Below are 21559 nucleotides of genomic sequence, written 5' to 3'. Positions count from 1 at the left end.
CCGAGCCGGGTTCAGAGCAGGTTGGCGCGCTTGTAGATGCGCTTCGACGCCGGGGTCAGCAGTCCCGCCGAGTTGAGGAACTCCATCAGGCCCGAGCAGCTGGAACGCAGCATCGCCTTGTGGTTCTCGTTGTTCTTGGCCTCCCGGAGAGCACGCTTCGGGTCGAGTCCGGCGTTGGCGTACACCTTCGGGTTCCACATGGCGTCGACGATGAAGTAGGCGACGATCGCGATGTTGACGGCGTTGATGTGGCGGCGCAGCTTGCCCGCGCTCTTCATCCGCTCCTTGGTCTCCTCGCGGGCGAACTTCATGTGCCGCGATTCCTCGACCACGTGGATGTTATTGATGGTGCGCACGAAGGGCACGACGCGCTCGTCGCGCATCCAGTCGCGCTGCATCACGTCGAGGACCTCTTCGGCCACGAGGATCGCCGCGTAGGCGGCCTCACCGCGCGCGGTGGCCGCGTAGACCCGGCCGCCGTGCACCGCGTACCACTTCGGGCGGTAGGCGGGCGCGTTCAGCTTCTCCGCACCGCGGGCGAACATGATCGAGTGGCGGCACTCGTCGGCGATCTCCGTCAGGGCCCACTGGAACTCGGGCGAGGTCGGGTCCTTGGCGTAGAAGTCGCGCAGCACCATCTGCTGCAGGATCATCTCGAACCAGATGCCGGTGCTGGCCACCGACGCGGCTTCCTGCCGCGTCAGCTCGCGCCGCTGGTCCTCGGTCATCTCGTCCCAGTAGGGCGTGCCGTAGAGCGTGCTCCACTCGGGGCTCGTCCCCCAGTACGAGGTGTCGAGCGGGGTTTCCCAGTCGACTTCGGTCGCGGGGTCGTACGACAACATTTCCGACGAGTCCAGCAGCCGCTGCGCGACCGAGTCGTGGCCGTGCTGCGCGTCCGCGTCACTGCGGTTGTCGACGCTGGTCATAGGAAGCTCCCTGACGACGAGAATGCCTGTTACCGAGATTTACTGTTACTCAAGGTAACACGACCTCCGGGCCAGGGCCAGCCTGGTACGTTTTCCCAGCTCAGAAGGCGAATTGAGGGTTTCGGACGGCCAAGATCGTGCGGATCCGGCATGCTGTTCGGGCACCGGACCTGCCCGTCCGCACCGCCGGGACGGGATCGACGTCTCGAGGGACCATGGCCGACCGACACCGCGACGACGCCGACCGGCGGCCTCCGGGTAGCGCACGGGGTTCCACCGCTCGCATGCGGCAGGACTACGACGCCTACGCCGCACGGTACGACCAGGAGACGAGCATCTACGAACAGGTGATGCTCGGAGACGGCCGCGCCTGGGCCTGCTCACAGGCTCGCGCCGAGGTGCTGGAAGTCGCGATCGGCACGGGCCGCAACCTGCCCTTCTACCCGCGGGACTCGCGGCTGTCCGGGGTCGAGCTCAGTCCGGCCATGCTCGCGCGGGCCCGTGCGCGCGCCGGCGAACTCGGCCGTGACGTTCAGCTGGTCGAAGGGGACGCTCAAGCGCTGCCGTTCCGCGACGCCGCGTTCGACACCGTGGTGTGCACTCTGGGGCTGAGCAGCATTCCCGACGACCGGGTCGCTGTCGCGGAGATGCATCGGGTCCTGCGCCCGGGCGGACACGTCGTGCTGCTCGGACATGTCGCGAGCCCCCACCGGCCGCTGCGGGGGTTGCAACGTCTCCTGGAACGGTTCCCTGCCGTCGTCGGTGCGCGGCGACCCGCTGACCGGCAGACCCGGCAGGTCGTTCCGCTCCTGTGCGCGGCGGGCTTCACCGTCCTGTACCGCGGTCGCACCCGCGGCGGGATCATCGAACGCGTGACGGCGACCAAGTAGGCACGGACACGGCCTCCCAACCGGCACAGCGGCGCGCTCGTCGGCGACCAGCGCGCAACCCTGTCGACGAGAACGGCGCACCACGCTCCGTTGCTACACAGGCGCGCGATGGTCGTCTCTGACGCGCTTGAAGGAGATCAGTGTCGCGTCGACAAGGAGCGTGTCACGCAACGCACTCCCACGCCCGAGCGTCCGAGCTGGACGGACACACCACACCGGCCCGCGTCGTCATCGACGCCCACTCCGAACAGCCGACAACAGCCCACACCGCACGCGCGTAGCCTGCGGGGTGTGGAGCTGCTGCCGTTCGACGAGTACGTGCGTTCGCTGCCCCGGCGGCGCATGGCCGCAGGAGTACTGTTCCGCGACGCCACCGGCAGGGTGCTGCTCGTCGAGCCGAGTTACAAGCGGTTCTGGGACATCCCCGGTGGCGTGGTGGAGGCGGGCGAACCTCCGTGGGAGGCGGCCGCCCGTGAGGTGCGCGAGGAGGTCGGCCTCGACCGGCGCCTCGGGCGACTCCTGGTGATCGACAACCTCTCCGCGTCCGGCCGCATGCCCGAGGGCCTCATGTTCGTCTGGGACGGCGGGCCGATCACCGAGACCGAGGTCGACACCCTCACACTCACCGACCCGGAGATCGTCTCTGCCTCGCTCCACACGCCGGAACAAGCCTCGGCGAAGGTGCCGCCCTCACTGGCCGCCCGCCTCGACTCCGCGGCCCACGCCGCCGACACCGGCACCCTCGCGTTGTGCCAGGACGGCCACCGCACCGCGGCCTGACCCCACAGCCCGGCCCCTCAGCCTGCCCCCTGGCATCGAACCGGCGGTCGTGGTCAGATGGACGGTGATCACCGGTACCACCGCACGGAAAACGACCATGCGCCAAAGGAGGCGTCCGTGGGCAGTGCGTACGTTGTCGGCACGTTCGACACCAAGGGCGACGAGTTGCGCTACGTCGCCGGGCTGATCCGCGAGGCCGGCGTGCCCGTGCGCACCGTCGACCTGGCCACCGGCGGGCAGCACAGCGACACCGGCAGCAGCACCGGGAGCGGCAGCACCGGCCCTTCCGACGCCGACGTTCCCGCGCGCGAGGTCGCCGCCTGGCACCCCGACGGGGCCGACGCGGTGTTCACCGGCGACCGCGGCAGCGCCGTCGCCGCCATGACCGAGGCGTTCGCCCGGTTCCTGCCCGCCCAGCGCGACCTCGACGGCATCGTGGGGCTTGGCGGCTCCGGCGGCACGGCGCTGATCACGCCCGCCCTGCAGGCACTGCCCGTCGGCGTCCCGAAGATCATGGTCTCGACCATGGCCGCGGGCGACGTCGGCGCGTACGTCGGTGCGAGCGACATCGCCATGCTGCATTCGGTCACCGACGTCGCCGGGCTCAACCGCATCTCCCGGCAGGTGCTCGGCAACGCCGCCCACGCTCTGGCCGGCGCCTGTGCGCACCCCATCCCCGCGGGCGACACCCGTCCGGCCGTCGGCCTCACCATGTTCGGCGTCACCACCCCGTGCGTCGACGCCGTCGCCCACCGGCTCGGCGACACCTACGACTGCCTCGTCTTCCACGCCACCGGCACCGGCGGCGCCGCGATGGAGAAACTGGCCGGCGACGGTCACCTCGCAGGCGTGCTCGACATCTCCACCACCGAGATCTGCGACCTCGTCGCGGGAGGCATCCTCGCCGCCGGCGAGCACCGGCTCGACGCGATCGCCCGCACCGGAATCCCCTACGTCGGCTCGTGCGGCGCCCTCGACATGGTCAACTTCGGCGCGCCCGACACCGTGCCCGACCGTTACGCCGGCCGCCTGTTCTACCCGCACAATCCGCAGATCACACTGATGCGCACCACCGCGGAGGAGGTCCGCGCGATCGGCGAGTTCCTGGCGCGCAAACTCAACGCCTGCGACGGCCCCGTCCGCTTCCTGCTGCCCGAGGGCGGCGTGTCCGCATTGGACGCACCCGGCCAGGCGTTCCACGACCCGGAGGTGGACGCCGTGCTGTTCGAGACCCTCGAACGCGAGGTCCACCAGACCGGCAACCGGCAACTGATCCGCTCGCCACGGCACCTGAACGACCCGGAGTTCGCCGAGGAGCTCGTGGCCGCATTCACCGACGCAGCAAGGAGTTAGCGTGCCCCGGATCGACAGGCAGGAACTGCTCGCGAAGTTCACGGCGATGGCCGCACGCGGCGAGCCCATCGTCGGAGGCGGCGCGGGAACGGGCCTGTCCGCCAAGTGCGAAGAGGCGGGCGGGATCGACCTCATCGTCATCTACAACTCCGGCCGCTTCCGCATGGCAGGCCGCGGTTCGCTCGCCGGCCTGCTCGCCTACGGCAACGCCAACGACATCGTCGTCGACATGGCCGACGAGGTGCTGCCCGTCGTCCGCCACACCCCCGTGCTCGCCGGGGTCAACGCCACCGACCCGTTCCTCGACACCGATCGGTTCCTGCGCCGCCTGAGCGACCTCGGTTTCTCCGGCGTGCAGAACTTCCCCACCGTCGGCCTCATCGACGGCACGTTCCGCGCCAACCTCGAAGAGACCGGCATGGGATACGCCCACGAAGTGGACCTGGTCGCCGCCGCCCGTCGCGCCGACCTGCTGACGACGCCGTATGTGTTCTCCTCCGACGACGCGCGGGCGATGACAGAGGCCGGCGCCGACATCCTCGTCTGCCACATGGGACTGACCACCAGCGGATCGATCGGCGCGGTCACCGCGAAGACCCGCGACGACTGCGTCACCGCGATCGACGAGTGGTCGGCCGCAGCCCGGGAAATCCGCGAGGACGTACTCGTGCTGTGCCACGGCGGCCCCATCGCCGCTCCCGAAGACGCGGCCTACGTCCTGTCGCGGACCGAACGCTGCCACGGGTTCTACGGCGCCAGCAGCATGGAACGGCTGCCCGTCGAAGAGGCGCTCACCGCGCGCACCCGCGAGTTCAAGGCACTGCACACGCCGACCACGGAGGAGAAGTAGATGCCACGGCCCTACGCGAGCGGAATCGTGCCAGGCGACGTCGACGAGGTGTGGCGGCGCGTCCGCGACTTCAACGGCCTGCCCGCCTTCCACCCCGGCATCGCCAGCAGCGAGATCGAACCCGGCCACAGCGCCACCGAGGTCGGTGCCGTGCGCAAGCTGACCCTCGCCGACGGCGGCGTCGTGCGGGAACAGCTGCTGTGCCTCGACGACCCCGGCCGCAGCTACACCTACAACATTCTCGACGGCCCGTTCCCCATCCGCCGCTACATCAGCACCATCCGCCTCGCCCCGGTCACCGCCACCGGCGACACGTTCGTCGAATGGTGGACCGAGTACGACGCCGATGCCGCCGACGAGCCCACCCTCAACAAGACGTTCAGCCAAGGCGTCTTCGCGGCAGGTATCGCCGGCCTCGCAGGCGGCTGAACACCGGCCCCACAGGCACCCTGCGTACCGGTGCACGAATTTCGCGCGCACCGGTACGCGGCGGCGGCGACACCGACGTCGTCAACGCCCGATGCGTCGCCGGCGACCTCGTACTTCGCGCCGGGGGGCATCTGCGGCGATTGGTTAACGGACAGTCCTCGGTACTTCCTGTCGCCGGTGTGAACTGTGCCCGCCCCCCGTTTGAGTGAGTCGCGTTGCTACGCGGTCGCCGTATGGAGCCGTTGTGGTGGAAGCGTGGTACCTGGGTTGTCCGATCGAGGGAGAAGATCACCTGGGTCACAACTGTGAGCTGCGCCCGACGTCGAAATATCGGATCCACCGCCGTGGTTGTTCCTGACGAGACACTCCGTCTCCCCGTGGACCACCGACGAAAGGCGCACGACCATGACTCTGCCGCTGTCCATCCTCGATCTCGCCACGATCGGCAGCGGAGAGTCCGTGGGCGACGGCCTCCGCAACAGCGTCGCCCTGGCACAGCACGCCGAGAAGCTCGGTTACCGGCGGATCTGGTATGCCGAGCACCACAACATGCCGACGATCGCATCGTCGGCCACCAGCGTGCTCATCGCGCACGTGGCCGCGCAGACCGAGTCGATCCGCCTCGGTTCCGGCGGCGTCATGCTGCCCAACCACTCCCCGCTGACGATCGCCGAGCAGTTCGGGACGCTGGAGACACTGCACCCCGGCCGCATCGACCTCGGCCTGGGGCGGGCCCCCGGTACGGACCAGAACACCCTGCGCGCGCTGCGCCGCGACCCGAGCTCGGCGGAAAGCTTCCCGCGCGACGTGCAGGAGCTGCAGGGCTACCTGGGTGAGCGCTCCCTCGTCTCCGGCGTCAACGCGACACCGGGCAAAGGCACCGGCGTCCCGCTCTACGTCCTCGGCTCGTCACTGTTCGGGGCGAGGCTGGCCGCGGCGCTGGGACTCCCGTACTCGTTCGCCTCGCACTTCGCACCGGACGCGCTGCAGGACGCCGTCGCGGCCTACCGGAGCGAGTTCCAGCCGTCCGAACAGCTCGACGAGCCGCATGTGATCGCGGGTGCCAACGTCATCGCCGCCGACACCGCGGACGAGGCGCAGCAGGACTTCCAGTTCGTCAAACGCGCACGGCTGCGGCTGCTCGCCGGCAGGGGACGCACCTTCACCGATGCCGAGGCCGACACCCTGCTCGACTCCCCGCAGGGGACGTCGATCAAGAACATGGTCCGTTACACCGCGGTGGGAACGGCCGACGAGGTCGCCGACTACCTCGACTGGTTCGGCAAGCACGCCGACGCGGACGAGCTGATCGTCACCCACCCGTCGTCGCGACTGGACAACCGGCTCCACTCGGCCGAACTCACCGCCAAGGCCACCGGAATCGGGAGCTGACGCCGGCCGGACCTTCGTGCGGTAGTTCAGAACGGCGTCTCGCCCCTGCGTCGACCACGACGACAGCCGTCCGGCGCCGGGCAGCCGCCGGAAGCGAGGTGACACCTGCGCGGCGAGCGCGCACCCCGTCGACGAAGCTGCCCCGACCCGTCGGGCGGCCTATCCTGCCTCCATGTTCGTAGCGCAGCTCGGCTCTCCGTGGGGAACGCTCGCACTCGTCGCACTCAGCACCACCGCGATCTACCTGGCACTCATCGTGTACTCACGGCTGGCCGGCTTGCGGTCGTTCGCACAGATGACGAACTTCGACGTCGCCGCGACGGTGGCACTCGGGTCCATCACGGCGACGACCGCCGTGAGCACGGAGGTGTCACTCCTGCAGGGAGCCGCCGCTCTCGGCGTGCTGTTCGCGCTGCAGTGGCTCATCGCGCGCGTGCGCAAGTGGGACGGGGTCCAGGACGTCATCGACAACCGGCCGCTGCTGCTGATGGTCGGCACCACCGTCATCGAGGAGAACCTCGTCCAGGGCCAGATGACCCGCGACGACGTGCGCGCCAAGATTCGCCTCGCGGGCGTGACCCGGATGGACCGCGTTCGCGCCGTCGTGCTCGAAAGCACCGGTGAGGTCTCGGTACTCACGGACGACCCCGGCGGAGAACCCCTCGATCCGGACCTGTTCACCAGCGTCCGCGGTTACGAATGGCTCATCGGCGACCGGACGCCACCGGGGAAACCGTTGTGAACCACGCCCTGCCGGCTACGGAAACGAGCACAGCGGGTGCCCGAGACCGCAGGGGCGGCTTGCACATCGACAGCTCGCTCGGACACACGTTTCTCGGCTTCGGCATCACCTCCGGCCGCGCAACGGCGCGCGCACTCGCGGTGAAGCTGGGATGATCGCTGGCAGCCGGGAGGTGACCGTGAACGAGAATCACCCACTGCTCGACAACCCGCTGCTCGACACAGGGCTTCCGATCGCCCTGTTCGTCATCATGATCGGGATCGGACTCAGCCTCAGCGGCGGGGACTTCAACCAGCTGCTCCGCACTCCCCGGGGCGCCATCGCCGGGACTCTGGGCCAGGTGGTCCTGATGCCCTTGCTCGGCCTGGCGCTGGCATGGCTGCTGGCGTTGCCGCCGCTCGTCGCGGCCGGCCTGGTGATCATCGCGGCGTGCCCTGGCGGGACGACGTCGAATCTCATCGCGTACTTGGCCAGGGCGAACGTCGCGCTGTCGATCGTGCTGACGGTGATCGCCAGCCTCATCACGATCGTGACCCTTCCCATCTTCGCCAACCTGGCGCTCGGCATCTGGCCGGTAGCCGGTGTCGGCGAGATCCACGTGCCCGTGCTGCGAACCATCGCGCTGCTACTCGTGCTCGTCCTGGTTCCGGTCCTGATCGGGATGGCGGTTCGGGCCCTCAGGCCCGCGATCGCCGATGCCCTGGAGCGAGCCGTGTCGGTGTTCGGCGGGCTCGTCCTCGCCGCGCTGATCGTGGTGATCTCGGTATCGCTGGGCGATGAGTTCTGGGAGTACCTGCGCAGCGCCGGCCTCCCGGTGATCCTGCTCAACCTGGGCGGACTGGCGGTCGGTTTCGGAGTGATGGCGTTGGCACGGACCTCGTGGGCCGACCGGGTCGCCGGGGCCGTCGAACTCGGTATCAAGAACGCCACGATCGGCATCCTGATCGCCGTCACCGTCATCGGACAGCCCGAGATGGCGGTTCCGCCCGGAGTGTACGGCCTGCTCATGTACGCCTCGGCGGCCGCCGTCATCTGGTACGGACGCCGACACGCACGAGGACTCGAGAACCGGGCCGACGAGCCCACCTGACACTGGACCGGGCAGGGAGCCCACCGCACGCGACGAACTCCGATGATCGCTATCCACATCGGATAGTGACGAACCGGCAGGCTCGTTCGTTCGACGATGACGTGCGACCGGCCACGATCAGCTCCGATGCGTACTCGCCGGGGTGCGATGGCACAGCGCAGGAACACCACTCCCCGACACGGAACCGCGGCACTGCGTCTCGTGGCGCTGCGTCTCATAGAACCGCTTCTCATGGCACCGCGTCGCATGTCACCGCGTCACGGGGCACAGCGTCACGGGGCACCGCGTCTCATGTCACAGCGTCACGGGGCACGGCGTCACGGCACCGCGTCTCATGGCGCGGGCGTCGCGGGACGGCGCCACGGCACCGAGCTAGACACGGAGTCGCAGCACAGGTCGGGAAGCGTTGCCTTGTCGTCAAACCGGAAACATGTTCTACTTCTGGCGCTCCGTGTCCACTGTCGCCGGTGTCCTAGAACACTCCCGGAAGGAGCCCCATGCGACGCCACCTCGCCCGGACGGTCACCGTGCTGAGCGCCGTGAGTGCACTCCTCACGACCTCCGTCGCGGTAGCCGACGACACCTCCGCCGCAGGACTGCGTGAGGTCCTGTTCGTCGGGAACAACTGGGAAGGAACAGTCGACGTCATCGAGCCCACCGAGCCCTACGCCAAGCTCGGCCGGATCGACATGGTCCCGGACAAGCGGGAGCGGCTCCGCGAGATCTACACCGATCCCGTGCGGCTGGCCTACTTCCTCGGGATCCGGGAGACCGTCGGCGAGGGCAACGACCAGCTCGTCGACGACATGTACTCGACTCCCGACGGGTCGGCGGTGGTGGCCTCACGTCCGAGCTTCGCCGACGTCGTCTCGGTGGACTCACGCAGCGGCGAGGTCAACTGGCGGTTTCCGGTGTCGGGCAACCGCGCGGACCACATGGCGGTCTCCCCGGATGGCGAACGCGTCGCGGTGTCGGCGTCGACGAGCAACACCGTGCACGTCCTGGACATCCGGACCGGCGACGAGGTGGGCTCCTTCGGAACCGGTGACAAGCCGCACGAGAACGTCTACACCGACGGCGGCCGATACCTGTGGAACATGTCGATCGGGGAAGTCCACACCCCGCTGGACGACCCGGCGATGGACTTCACCAAAGGCGACCGCAGGATCACGGTGGTCGACACCAGGACCTTCGACGTGATCCGGGTGATCGACATGCGCGAGCGGCTCGACGCTGCGGGGCTGGAGAAGTTCTCGGACGCGGTACGCCCCGCCGTGTTCAGCCCCGACGAGTCGAAACTGTACTTCCAGGTCTCGTTCTTCAACGGGTTCCTCGAGTACGACGTGGCCGAGGACCGGATCACCCGCGTCAAGACGCTGCCGAAGAACCCGGACACCACCGAGGACCGCACGAAGTGGGTCAACGACTCCCGGCACCACGGGATATCGATGAGTCCGTCCGGTGACGAGCTGTGCGTCGCGGGGACCATGGACGACTACGCCACCATCGTGGACCGGGAAACCCTGCAGGAAGGTCCGCTCATCACGGCAGGGAAGCCGTACTGGGCCACCGTCAACGGCGACGGCAGCCACTGCGTGATCTCCGAGAGCGCCAACGACAGGATGAGCGCGATCGACTTCACCACCGGGGAGAAGGTCGCCTCCGTACCGGTCGGCGACCACCCGCAGCGGATCCGGATCGGCCACGTCCCCCGAACCTGGGCGAACTGAACCCCGGCCGGTGAGCCGAGGCTCGAACTGCGGTGTCGGCCGATCGGCGGGCAACGCGGGCGCAGCGATCTGAGTCGACGAAACCGGGATCGCAGGATCTCAGGGGAGCCGGCCCACCCCCGGAGGCCCTGCGGCATCCACCCGGGAGCATGTAGCGAGCGCCGCGGCCCACCGGAACAACGGACGTCACCGGAGGCATGACCTTCGGCACTGGCGGCACCGGAGCGCTCCGGGGTGCACTGGTTCCACAATGGAATCGCCGGTGGGAGGACGGGCGCGGTGTTGTGGGTCGGAGCGGTCGGGACGGTGCTGTTCGTCATGGCCTTCATCGTCGACGGCTGGAGCCGCCCCGGTTACTCGCCCGTGCGGCATCCCGTCAGCGCACTCGCACTGGGCAGCCGCGGCGCGGTGCAGACGGTCAACTTCCTCCAGTGCGGCTGCGCCGTCGCCGTCGGAGCGACCGGCCTGCTGATCGCCGGTGCGCACCCCGCGCTCGCCGCGGTGCTGGCGGTCTTCGGTGCGGCTCTCGTGGCATCCGGCGTTTTCCCGATGGACCCGATGCTCGGTTATCCGCCCGGCGCGCCCGACGGGGTCCCCGACGAGAGCAGTCACCGTCACCGGCTCCACGACATCGCGGGCGCGGTCGTCTTCCTGTCCCTGCCGACCGCCATGGTGATCGCCGCGCTGACGCTCCCCGGAACCGGGTGGCGGATCGGCTCGGGCGTCGCCGCCGTCGCCCTGTTCGCCACGTCTGTCCGCTTCGCCCGATGTTGGGAGGAGGAGTCCGCACACCTCGGACTCGTCCAGCGCGGCGTCATCGTTCCCGGCTGGAGCTGGCTCGCCGCGCTGTTCGTACTGCACGTTCCCGCCTGATCGGAATCTCACCGCCGTGAACCGCGCGTGAGATCTCGCGTAAAACCCTTGTTAGTCAAGGGGAAACGTGGTCGACACCATTGACACCCGCAACGAAGGGCGGCAACTTTGCGGTGTCCCGCACCCGCGCGGCCGAGCACGTTCCCTTCCGCGACGACACCGACGTCGCCTCGCCTCTCCTCGCCCGCGACCCGACGCGGGCCAGCACGTCGATCGAGAGGTTGCACCACTGTGCGTTCGCTGCCGCCGCCGGAGCCTTCGCCGTCACGCCACGGACATTCGCCGTCGAACCACGGGGATGCACCGTCGCACCCGCGCCCGACGGTGACAACCGCCCCGGACGCCGCAGCGAGCACCAGCGGCCCGAATTCACCCGCACCGGAAACCGGCGCGGCGCGCCGGTTCCGGCCCGACATCGAAGGCCTGCGCGCGGTCGCGATCCTCGCCGTACTGCTCTACCACGCCGGTCTGCCGCTCACCGGCGGCTACGTCGGCGTGGACGTGTTCTTCGTGCTGTCCGGGTTCCTCATGACCCGGCTGATCCTCGACGAGATCGAACGCACCGGAACACTGTCGATAGGCCGGTTCTACGCGCGCCGTGCGCGGCGACTGCTGCCCGCCGTCGCCGTCGTGCTCGCGGCCGTGGCGCTGCTGTCCTGGGTGCTGCTCTCGCCCGTCGACCGCGACTCGGTGGCTACCGACCTCGTCGCCTCCGCCCTGTATGCGATCAACTGGTGGCTGTCGGGCCAGGCGGTCGACTACTTCGCGGCCGGACTGCAGGCCAGCCCCGTGCAGCACTTCTGGTCGCTGGCCGTCGAGGAACAGTTCTACCTCGTGTGGCCGCTGCTACTGCTCGGTGCCGCGTGGCTGGTGAAGCGGGTCACCGGTACCGGTGCTCCGCGGCGGGCACTGCTCGCGGTGGTCCTCGGCACGGGCGCGGTGTCGCTGGTGTACTCGTTGTTCGGCACGCTCACCGCCGCCGACACCGCCTACTTCGACACGTTCGGCCGCGGCTGGGAGTTCGCCGTCGGCGGCGCGGTCGCCCTCGTCCCGATCACCCGGCTCACGCCGAGGGCCGCGACGCTGCTGGCATTGGCAGGTCTCGCTGCGATCGGCTGGTCGGTGGTGTCGTTCGACGAGACGACGCTGTTCCCCACACCGTGGGCGCTGCTGCCGGTCCTGGGCACGGCGGCCGTCATCGCTGCGGGCACCGCGGTGCCGTCGGTCCGGCCACTGCAGCTCCTCGCGGTGCCGGTCATGCGGCACGTCGGGCGGATCTCGTACTCGTGGTACCTGTGGCACTGGCCGGCGTTGGTGTTCGCCGCGGCCGTCTTCGGCGAGTTGTCGGCGACGGAGGGCCTGGTGGCCGTCGCGGCCGCCTACGTGCCCGCCGTCGCGACCTACCACCTCGTCGAGCAGCCCTTTCGGCGGCCGGCGGCGTTCCAGCGGCCGCGACCGGCGCTGACACTCGGTGCGGCATGCACGGCGATCGCCGTGACCGCCGGGCTGGTGCTGTCGCTCACCATCCCGTCGCTTCCGACCAAGGCTCCGAACGAGGCCGCCGGCGCACCCGCGCTCGGCCACGGCGAGGCCGTCCAACGCTCCGTCGACGCGGTGCGCCCCGAACCGCGCCAGGCACCGCAGGACTGGCCCCGCAACTACGACGACGGCTGCCACGCCGACCAACCGGAGACCACCTCACCCGCGTGTGTCTACGGGGATCCGGAGTCCGACCGCACCGTCGTGTTGTTCGGCGACTCACATGCGATGCAGTACTTCCCCGCCCTCGAACGCCTCGCGAAGGACAGGGGCTGGCGACTGGTGTCGCTGACCAAGTCCGGCTGCCCACCCCCGCAGGTCAACCTGTTCAACGACGCATTGCGGCGGTACTACACCGAATGCGACACGTGGCGCGCGGACATGCTGCGCCGCATCAAGGAGAAGGAGCAGCCCGATCTGGTCCTCACCGGCGGCCGCGACACGTACACGGTGATGGACGACCAGCGGCGGCTCGATCCGGCAGACAGTGCCGAGGCGCTTCGCGATGGGTACACCGAGACGCTGACCGAGCTGCGCAGCACCGGCGCACGGGTCGTGACGATCAAGGACAACCCGCATCCGGACAAGGACGTGCCCAGCTGCGTCTCCCGCGCGCCACAGCAGCTGGACGAGTGCGCCATTTCGCAGGACACCGCCTTCGCCTACCCGCAGGTCGCCGACCACGCCGCGGACCGGGTCGAGGGTGCCCGGCTGCTCGACGCGACACCGGCGTTCTGCCGCGACGGCACGTGTCCGGCGGTCATCGGTGACGTCGTGGTCTACGGCGTGACGACCCACCTGACCGCGACCTACGCGCGCACGCTCGCACCCTGGCTCGACGAGCAGCTCTCATCGCTGAACGCCCTGGTCTGACCCGCCCGACCGTCACCGACCTCGTTATTCAACCGACGGGTTGACATCACTGCGCGCGCGGTCGTAGCGTTTATTCAACCAACAAGTTGAGGACAGAACGGTGGACGAACGTACGGAACAGCTCAACCGCGCTTTCGCCGCGCTGGCCGACCCCACCCGCCGCGACCTGGTCGCCAGGCTGGCCTGCGACGACGCGACCGTGGGTGAGCTCGCCGAGCACTACGACATGAGCCTCCAAGCGGTCTCCAAGCACGTGAAGGTGCTGGGAGAGGCCGGACTGGTAACCCGCAGCAGGGAGGCTCAGCGCCGCCCGGTCCACCTGGACGCGGACGTGTTCGACCTGATGTCGAAATGGATCGAGCGCTACCGCAGGCAAGCCGAAGAGCGATACCGCCGGCTCGACGCACTCCTGGCCGAGACGAGCGGCGACCGCGAGCAGCACACCGAGACGGAGGCATCATGACCACCACCACGCACGAGACCGAGATCAAGGCCGACGACCGGGTCCCGACGATCGAGATCGTCCGCGAGTTCGACGCCGAACCGGAGCACGTGTTCCGCGCCCACGTCGACCCCGAGCTGTACGCCCGGTGGGTGGGGCCGCGCTCGGTGAGCACACGGATCACCCGGTGGGACGCCCGCACGGGCGGCGAGTGGGCGTTCGCCAACGACCGCGACGGCGAGGAGATCGCGACCTTCTACGGCAGCTTCCACGAGGTCAGGGCCGACGAGCGGATCGTGTGGACGTTCACCTACGAGGGTGTGCCCGACGGCGTCGCACTCGAGACCCTGACGTTCGAACGACTCGACGGCGGACGTACCCGCCTGCGGGTACTGAGCCTGGTCGAGGACTTCGAATCCCGCGACGGCATCCTGGCGAGCGGCATGGACGTCGGGGTCCGCGAGGGCTACGAGAAGCTCGACGAGCTGCTGACGAAGGACGCGTGACGATGGTTGCCGAACTCGACGGCCCGGCCCGGCGGCACGCCGAGGACGCAGCACGGTTCACGGCACTGGTCGAGTCGGCCGGACCCGGCGACTGGGCACGGCCGACACCGGTCGCTGAGTGGAAGGCACTCGACGTCGTCGAGCATCTCGTCCGGTGGCCACGCGGCTTCCTCACCGGTGCCGGAATCACGTTGCCGGACCTGGACGTGGCGGCGGACCCGGCCGCCGCCTGGAAGCAGCAGGTCACCGACATCCAGGCGATCCTCGACGCGCCCGCCGGACGGGTGCTCAGCAATCCGCACACCGGTGACAAACCCGTCGCCGAGGCGATCGACCAGTTCTACACCGCGGACGTCTGGATGCACTCCTGGGATCTGGCCAAGGCGCTCGGCCACGAGCCCGACCTCGGCCAGGAGCGGTGCGCCTCGGCGCTGGAAGGCATGCGGGCCATCGAAGGGCTCCTGCGCGACAGCGGACAGTTCGGCTCGGCCGTCCCCGTACCCGACGACGCGCCCGCGCAGGACCGGCTGATGGGGTTCCTCGGCCGTGACCCGACCTGGCGTCCCTGACGCCGGGCCGGCCCGCCGAGTCGCCCGGCCCCGGCCCCGCGACACCGGTATCTCTCGGGCCGCCGGGAGCCGGAGTCCGCAACGGTGGCGGAGTCTGCAAGGTGACGGCCACGGCCTCGACGGCCTTCGACGGCCGTTCCGGGCGCCGGCCGGTGGCCGGCGCCCGGAACGGGGTCAGTGCGAGGGGACCCGATCGCCGTCCTGGCCGTCGGCCCGCTCGCCACCCTGACTGTCGGTCCGGTCGCCGCCCTGGCCGTCGACGTAGCGTTCCAGCAGTTCCTGTGAGTGATGCTCGGCTCCCACGGCGGAGTCGGTGAACTCCGGCGTGTCGAACACCTCTCCCGCGGTCGGGTCGGTGTGCACGCCGTCGTCGTCGAGCCCGATCGCACCGGTTTCCGGGTCGACGGTCGTGGCGTGCGCGGGCACCTCGTGGACCGCGAGGATCGTGTTGTCGGGTGTCAGCCTCCGTGCGGGCGAGGCCGAGGGCCGCATGTCGAGCCCGCCCAGGGTGGCCGACACCCGCTTCAGCGCACCGCGGCTGCTCCCGTTGCCGTTCCCGTTGCCGTGGCCGTTGCTCGACCGCAGCAACTCGCGCAGGCTCCGCTCCATCTCACGGTCGGTGTCGGAGTTCTCGCGAGCCGCCTCGACCAGTGCCGATGGGGTGGCTTGGGACCGGATGCGGACGTAGCGGGGCATGGTGGCGACCTCGAGGCGGAACATCCGCCACATCGCGACCATCGCGAGCACGTAGACGATCGACAGCGGAGCCGCACCGGCCAGGGAACTGACCTGCAGCACCGTCAGCGCCGCCTCACCACCCGCCATGAGCAGCAGTGCACCGGCCACGCCGACGAGGACCGCCCAGAACACGCGCGTGACCCACGGGGTCTCGCTCCGCCCGTTGTGGGACAGCACGTCGACCACCAGCGAACACGAGTCGGCGCTGGTGACGAAGAACAGCGTGATCACCACGATCGCGATGACCGACAGTACGGTGACGATGCCCTCGGTGACGGGAAGCTCGCCGAACAGCAGGAACAACGCGGTGTCCTGGTCGACCGCGCCGTCGCCGCCGACCAGGTTGCCGTCGGTGAGCTGGCTCAGCACGCCCGTGCTGCCGAAGATCGTGAACCAGACCAGCGACACCAGGGTCGGAGCCAGCAGCGCACCGAGGATGAACTCACGAATCGTGCGGCCGCGCGAGATACGCGCGATGAACATGCCGACGAACGGCGCCCACGCGAGGAACCACGCCTGGTTGAACAGGGTCCAGTCCAGCGTCCACGTGTCACCCGCGCCGGCCCCGGTGACGAACGCCAGCTGCGGAATGGTCTGCAGGTACTCGCCGAAGTTCTGCACCAGCGAACGCAGCAGGAACACCGTCGGCCCGACCAGCAGCACCACGACGGCCAGCACCGTGGCGAGCGCCATGTTGGCGTTCGAGAGCCACCGCAACCCCTTGTGGAGTCCCGTGACGACCGAGATGGTGCCGAGAGCCGTGATACCGAGCACCAGGACCACCAGCAGCGTGTCCGAGGGCTCGAACCAGCCCTGGTACGACAGCCCGGCCTGGATCTGCAGCACACCCATACCGAGCGAGGTGGCCACGCCGAAGACGGTGCCGACGATGGCGACGACGTCGATCACGTGCCCGACCCACGATTCGATGAGCCTGCGGCCGAAGATCGGCTCCAGCAGCCAGCGGATCGACAGTGGACGACCACGGCGGAACGTCATGTAGGCGAGGCCGAGCCCGACGATCGCGTAGATGCCCCAGGCGTGCAGTCCCCAGTGGAACATCGACTGTCCGATCGCGGCGCGCCCCGCCTCCTCGGAACCTGCCTCGACGCCTGCCACCTCGGGCGGGCTGAACATGTGGTTCAGCGGCTCCGAGACACCGGAGAAGACCAGGCCGATGCCCATGCCGGCGGAGAACAGCATCGCGAACCAGGAGTACAGCGAGAACTCCGGCCGCTCATCGTCCCTGCCGAGCCGAATGTTGCCCACTTTGGACAACGCGGCCCACAGGCAGAACAACAGCATCGCGGTGACGACGATGATGTACCACCAGCCGATGTTGGTGCCGATGACGTTGCGCAGCTCAGTGAACGCGTCGGCCGCGCCGTCGCCGTAGCGCGCGCCGTACCACGTGGCGAAGCCCAGCGCGGCGACGATCACGATGACGGCCGGCACGAACACCGGTTTCGACAAGCGCGCCTTCGGCGGCGCCTGCGACGCCTCCGGTCTCACCTCTTCCTGCGAAGCCACGAATACTCTCCTGTTCGACCATGTCTCGAAGGCCCGCTTTGGCGCCGGCCCGCTCACACCCTGCACCGGAGGGCCCGGCCCGCGAACACGGGGCATGAGCGGGCAGCGTCGGCTGCCCTTCCGGTCGGGGTGTCACAATTCCCGAAAACCCGGTATACAGATCGGTAACCAGGCGGCGGTCAGGCTATGTATACAGATTTGTAAAGTCAAGGAGCGGGCGTGGACGACCAGCGCATCGACCTCGATCGCCTCACGCCGGGCGCACGCAGGATTCTCGAGGTCGCATCGGCGTTGTTCTACGAACAGGGCATCCATCCGGTCGGCGTCGACACCATCGCGGCCGAGTCGAAGGTCACAAAGCCGATCCTCTACAAGAACTTCGGCAACAAGGACGGCCTGGTCGCCGCCTACCTCCGGAATCGGCACGACACGTGGTGGCCCGTCCTCGAGGCCGCCATCGCCGCCACGGAGAAGCCGCGCGCGCTGGCGTTCTTCGACGTCTACGCCGAGGACGCCAAGACCATCACCCGCGGCTGCGCCTACCTCAACGCGGCGGCCGAGCTCACCGAGGAACACCCCGCCTACGCGGTCATCCGCAGGCACAAACACCTGGTGTGGAAGCGACTGGCCGAACTGATCGCCGAGGACCTGCCGGACACGACGGAACCGGAGCGCCTCGCCGACCACCTGTTCCTGCTCCTGGAGGGCGCGTTCGCCCACCACCGCATCTACGGCGCCGGCCTGCTCGCCGAGGGCCGCGAGATCGCCGAGGGATTGCTGCGAGGGTGAATCTCACCGGCCCCGCTGTGCCTCCTTGACCAGCCCACCGCCGATGATCAACCGCTGGATCTCGCTGGTTCCCTCGTACAGGCGCAGCAGCCGGACCTCACGGTAGATCCGCTCGACCGGCACCTCGCGCATGTACCCGGTGCCGCCGTGCACCTGGACGGCGAGATCCGCGACCCTGCCGACCATCTCCGTGCAGTGCAGCTTCGCCACCGACGGGGCGATCCTGCGGTCCTCGCCGGTGTGGTATTTCCGCGCCGCGTCCCGCACCAGCGCCTCGCCGGACATCACCCCGGTCTGCATGTCGGCCAGCATCGCCTGCACCAGCTGGAAATCGCCGATCGGCGTGCCGGCCTGGGTGGCGCCCGCCGCGTAGGCCACGGACTCGTCCAGCGCGCGCCGCGCCGCACCGACCGCGAGCGCGGCGATGTGCACCCGGCCGCGGGCCAGCGACATCATCGCCGCCCTGTACCCGACCTCCTCGGAACCACCGACCAATGCGTCGGCGGGCACACGCACGCCGTCGAACGTGACATCGGCCGTCCAGGCACCCTCCTGTCCCATCTTGCGGTCCTTCGGTCCCACGTGGACACCCGGCGCGTCTGCCGGGACCAGGAACACGGCGATGCCCGGATCCTTGCCCTCCGCCTCACGCGTGCGTGCGAACGTGACGAACAGGTCCGCGATCGGCGCGTTGGTGATGAACCGTTTGCCGCCACTGATCACCCAGTCGTCACCGTCCGCCTCGGCCTTCGTGCGCAGGCCCGCAGGGCTCGATCCGGCACCCGGCTCGGTCAGCGCGAACGAGGCGACCACCTCTCCCGAGGCGATCCGCTCCAGCCACGCGGCCTTCTGCGTGTCCGTGCCGTAGTTCACCAGCACCTGGCCCGCGATGCCGTTGTTGGTGCCGAACAGCGATCGCAGCGCCAACGACGTGTAGCCCAACTCCATCGCCAACTCGACGTCCTGCGTCAGGTTCAGCCCGAGCCCGCCCCATTCCTGCGGGATCGCGTAGCCGAACAGCCCCATGTCCGCGACCTGCGCGTGCAGGTCGTCGGGGATCGCGTCGGCCTCCATGATCTCGTTCTCCCGCGGCACCACCCGGCTGCGCACGAAATCGCGGGTGGCGGCGAGGATCGCGGCGAAGTCCTCGTCGCCGACCTGTTCGAGACCGGGCTTCGACATCGGATCGGGCGTCGTGGTCATGGCGGTCGCCTTCCTGTCGGTCACTGGATCACGCCGTCGGCGCGCAGGTTCTCGAGTTCCCCGGCTGGCACGCCGAGGGCGGTGAGCGTCTCGTCGGTGTGCGCGCCGAGCGCGGGCACGTCCCCCATGACGAGTTCGACGTCGCGGAACGTCATCGGCGGCAACAGCGCCCGCACGGGGCCGTTCTCGGTATGCACCTCGCGCCAGCGGTCGCGTTCGGACAGTTGCGGGTGGGCGATGAGACCCGCCATGTCGTTGACCTGAGCGGCGGCCACGCCGGCCTCGACGAGGCGCGCTTCGAGGGTCGCCGTGTCGAACCTCGCGGTGCGTACGCCGACCTCCGCGTCGCACGCCCCGCGATGCTGAACGCGCAGCACGTTCGTCGCGAACCGCGGGTCGGCCGCGAGCTCGTCGTCGGACAGCACCTCGCGGCACAGCGCGTCCCATCCGCGGTCGTTCTGCACGCCGATCAGCACCTGGCCGTCCCGGGTCGGATAGGCGTCGTACGGCGCGATCGCGGCGTGGCTCAGCCCGAGCCTGGGCAGCTGCCGGCCGGCGTACATCGCCACGTACATGGGGTGTCCCAGCCATTCGGCGGTGGCGTCGAACATCGACACGTCCACGCTCGCGCCCTCACCCGTGCGCTCGCGCCGCAACAGCGCGCCGAGCACCCCCGTCAGGACGTACATCCCGGCGGCGATGTCTGACGTGGGGATGCCGGTCTTGGTGGCCTGTTCGGGCGTCCCGGTGATCGACACCAGCCCGCTCTCCGCCTGCACGAGCATGTCGTAGGCCTTGCGGCCCGCCTGCGGCCCGCCGTCGCCGTAGCCGCTCAGGTCGACGGTCACCAGCCGCGGATTCCGGCTGCGCAGCACGGCTGCCTCGAGGCCGAGGCGGGCGGCGGCACCGGGCGCCAGGTTCTGCACGAAGACGTCGGCGGTGTCCAGCAGGTCCGCCAGCAGCCTGCCGCCCCGCTCGGATTTGACGTCGAGTGCGAGTGACTTCTTCCCGCGGCCCAGCCACACGAAGTGAGAGGCGACGCCGCCGACCGTGTCGTCGTAGGCCCTGGCGAAGTCGCCCTCGCCGACCCGCTCGACCTTGATCACCTCGGCACCCAGGTCGGCGAGATGCCGCGTGGCCAGCGGCGCCGCGACGGCCTGCTCCAGCGCGACCACACGGATTCCCTCGAGCGGCAGCGCCGGCGGCGAGTCGGCGTCGGTGTCGACCATGCCTCGATCCTGCCAACACGACCAATACCCGGCAATGGCGTAATCGGTATGGTATCCATCATGCGCACGCATCAATCGCCTGTGCCCACGCAGGCCGACGGTCGCCCGTGACCGCCGGTACGCCCGAGCCGGGAGACGCCGGATGGACCTCCACCACGTCAAGGCCTTCCTCGCCGTCGCCGAGGAACTGCACTTCGGCAGGGCCGCCGCACGACTGCACGTCGCCCAGCCACCGCTGAGCCGCACGATCCAGCAGCTCGAACGCCACCTCGGCGCGGCGCTGTTCGACCGCACCACCCGCCGCGTCAGCCTGACCCCGCAGGGCGAGGCGCTCGTGCCGGCGGCCTACGGCATCGTGGGCGCCTTCGACGCCGCCGAGCGGGCGGTCGCGCACGCGGGCGAAGGAGCGGTCGGCAAGGTGTCCATCGGCTTCGCCGGCCCGTCGTCGCACCCGCTGATCAGCGCGCTCGCCCAGCGCGTCCGCCAGGACCAGCCGGGCATCGAACTGGCGCTGAGCAGCACGACCTACGGCTCCGACGCCATCGGCCAGCTCACCGACGGCACCCTCGACATGGCGATCGTGCGCTGGGACGCCACACCATCGGGAATGCGCTCCCGGGTGGTCCGCGTCGACCACTACGTGATCGTCGTTCCCGAGTCGCACCCGCTCGCGGGACGCGACTCGGTCGGCATGGACGAACTCGCCGAAGAGCCGTGGGTCTTCCTCGAGGCCGCGACCGGCTCGTCCCTCCGCGACACCGCGATCCGCAAGGCCGAGCAGGCGGGGTTCACACCACGCATCGCCCAGCAGGGGCCCGACACGTGGACGCTCATGGCACTCGTCGCCGCCGGCGTGGGGCTGACGCTGACCGTGGACACGGCGTTCCGGAACGTCATCACCACCGGCCTGTCGGTCATCCCCCTCGAAGGGGGCAGGGAGGAGGCGCTGGCCCGCCTGATCTGGCGCGCCGAGACCACGCCCGCCGTCGACCGGGTCCTCGAACTGTCCGAACGTGCGCTGCCCACGCCCGAGGACTACGGCGGCCTGTGACCCGTCGCGGCCGGTGGCGGTCGACACGTCGTCGC

Annotated in this window: 20 protein-coding genes; 16 read left to right on the top strand and 4 right to left on the bottom strand. The window is 69.5% G+C overall.

What is annotated here, in order from left to right; genetic code table 11:
- Nucleotides 1–11 precede the first annotated feature (11 nt).
- Nucleotides 12–926, bottom strand: a complete 915-nt coding sequence (locus LY40_RS09375; RefSeq protein ID WP_183783533.1) for an AurF N-oxygenase family protein — start codon at nt 924–926, stop codon at nt 12–14.
- Nucleotides 927–1141: 215 nt separating this feature from the next.
- Here LY40_RS09375 and LY40_RS09370 point away from each other — a divergent pair, with 215 nt between their 5' ends.
- The 14 genes from LY40_RS09370 to LY40_RS09305 all read left to right on the top strand — a co-directional run bounded on the left by LY40_RS09370 (nt 1142) and on the right by LY40_RS09305 (nt 14984).
- Entirely contained in the window at nt 1142–1816 is a 675-nt protein-coding gene (locus LY40_RS09370) for a class I SAM-dependent methyltransferase (protein WP_258936566.1), read from the top strand.
- A gap of 291 nt (nt 1817–2107) precedes the next feature.
- On the top strand, nt 2108–2596 hold the full coding sequence (locus LY40_RS09365) for an NUDIX domain-containing protein (protein ID WP_183783529.1): 489 nt from the start codon (nt 2108–2110) through the stop codon (nt 2594–2596).
- Nucleotides 2597–2713: 117 nt separating this feature from the next.
- The gene (locus LY40_RS09360; RefSeq protein WP_258936565.1) at nt 2714–3949 is read left to right on the top strand and encodes a Tm-1-like ATP-binding domain-containing protein; all 1236 of its coding nucleotides are present in this window, start codon (nt 2714–2716) and stop codon (nt 3947–3949) included.
- 1 nt (nt 3950) lies between these two features.
- A complete protein-coding gene (locus LY40_RS09355) occupies nt 3951–4799 on the top strand; it encodes a phosphoenolpyruvate hydrolase family protein (RefSeq protein WP_258936564.1) in 849 nt (282 codons plus the stop codon).
- Nucleotides 4800–5228, top strand: a complete 429-nt coding sequence (locus LY40_RS09350) for an SRPBCC family protein (RefSeq protein ID WP_258936563.1) — start codon at nt 4800–4802, stop codon at nt 5226–5228.
- A 405-nt stretch (nt 5229–5633) separates the two neighbouring features.
- Complete coding sequence (locus tag LY40_RS09345; protein WP_183783522.1) at nt 5634–6620, top strand: LLM class flavin-dependent oxidoreductase; 987 nt, start codon at nt 5634–5636, stop codon at nt 6618–6620.
- 172 nt (nt 6621–6792) lie between these two features.
- Nucleotides 6793–7362, top strand: a complete 570-nt coding sequence (locus LY40_RS09340) for a DUF421 domain-containing protein (protein ID WP_183783520.1) — start codon at nt 6793–6795, stop codon at nt 7360–7362.
- Nucleotides 7363–7540: 178 nt separating this feature from the next.
- Nucleotides 7541–8452: a bile acid:sodium symporter family protein gene (locus LY40_RS09335; protein ID WP_258936562.1), complete on the top strand. Its 912-nt coding sequence runs from the start codon at nt 7541–7543 to the stop codon at nt 8450–8452.
- Nucleotides 8453–8949: 497 nt separating this feature from the next.
- On the top strand, nt 8950–10182 hold the full coding sequence (locus tag LY40_RS09330) for a YncE family protein (RefSeq protein ID WP_183783518.1): 1233 nt from the start codon (nt 8950–8952) through the stop codon (nt 10180–10182).
- Nucleotides 10183–10461: 279 nt separating this feature from the next.
- The gene (locus tag LY40_RS09325) at nt 10462–11055 is read left to right on the top strand and encodes a DUF998 domain-containing protein (protein WP_258936561.1); all 594 of its coding nucleotides are present in this window, start codon (nt 10462–10464) and stop codon (nt 11053–11055) included.
- Nucleotides 11056–11379: 324 nt separating this feature from the next.
- Nucleotides 11380–13467: an acyltransferase family protein gene (locus LY40_RS09320; RefSeq protein WP_258936560.1), complete on the top strand. Its 2088-nt coding sequence runs from the start codon at nt 11380–11382 to the stop codon at nt 13465–13467.
- A 100-nt stretch (nt 13468–13567) separates the two neighbouring features.
- The gene (locus tag LY40_RS09315) at nt 13568–13930 is read left to right on the top strand and encodes an ArsR/SmtB family transcription factor (protein ID WP_183783514.1); all 363 of its coding nucleotides are present in this window, start codon (nt 13568–13570) and stop codon (nt 13928–13930) included.
- Nucleotides 13927–14415 carry an SRPBCC family protein gene (locus tag LY40_RS09310; protein WP_183783512.1) on the top strand — a complete coding sequence of 163 codons (489 nt, stop codon included), beginning with the start codon at nt 13927–13929 and terminating at the stop codon, nt 14413–14415. Before LY40_RS09315 ends, LY40_RS09310 begins: the two co-directional genes overlap by 4 nt.
- A gap of 2 nt (nt 14416–14417) precedes the next feature.
- Nucleotides 14418–14984 carry a TIGR03086 family metal-binding protein gene (locus tag LY40_RS09305; protein WP_258936757.1) on the top strand — a complete coding sequence of 189 codons (567 nt, stop codon included), beginning with the start codon at nt 14418–14420 and terminating at the stop codon, nt 14982–14984.
- A gap of 174 nt (nt 14985–15158) precedes the next feature.
- Here LY40_RS09305 and LY40_RS09300 read toward each other — a convergent pair whose 3' ends face one another.
- The gene (locus tag LY40_RS09300; protein ID WP_258936559.1) at nt 15159–17252 is read right to left on the bottom strand and encodes a BCCT family transporter; all 2094 of its coding nucleotides are present in this window, start codon (nt 17250–17252) and stop codon (nt 15159–15161) included.
- Between the two features lie 219 nt (nt 17253–17471).
- Here LY40_RS09300 and LY40_RS09295 point away from each other — a divergent pair, with 219 nt between their 5' ends.
- Complete coding sequence (locus LY40_RS09295) at nt 17472–18041, top strand: TetR/AcrR family transcriptional regulator (RefSeq protein WP_183783509.1); 570 nt, start codon at nt 17472–17474, stop codon at nt 18039–18041.
- Nucleotides 18042–18044: 3 nt separating this feature from the next.
- Here the strand turns inward: LY40_RS09295 and LY40_RS09290 are convergent, their stop codons facing one another.
- The gene (locus LY40_RS09290) at nt 18045–19244 is read right to left on the bottom strand and encodes an acyl-CoA dehydrogenase family protein (RefSeq protein ID WP_372497750.1); all 1200 of its coding nucleotides are present in this window, start codon (nt 19242–19244) and stop codon (nt 18045–18047) included.
- A 20-nt stretch (nt 19245–19264) separates the two neighbouring features.
- A complete protein-coding gene (locus LY40_RS09285; protein ID WP_183783507.1) occupies nt 19265–20473 on the bottom strand; it encodes a CaiB/BaiF CoA transferase family protein in 1209 nt (402 codons plus the stop codon).
- 142 nt (nt 20474–20615) lie between these two features.
- Between LY40_RS09285 and LY40_RS09280 the strand changes: the two genes are divergently transcribed.
- The gene (locus LY40_RS09280; protein ID WP_183783506.1) at nt 20616–21524 is read left to right on the top strand and encodes a LysR family transcriptional regulator; all 909 of its coding nucleotides are present in this window, start codon (nt 20616–20618) and stop codon (nt 21522–21524) included.
- The last annotated feature ends 35 nt before the right edge of the window (nt 21525–21559 follow it).

The organism is Prauserella salsuginis, assembly GCF_024648885.1.
GTDB classification, from domain to species: Bacteria; Actinomycetota; Actinomycetes; order Mycobacteriales; family Pseudonocardiaceae; genus Prauserella; species Prauserella salsuginis.
The sequence above is the reverse complement of the archived record's forward strand: the minus strand, read 5'-3'. Positions and strand labels throughout refer to the sequence as shown.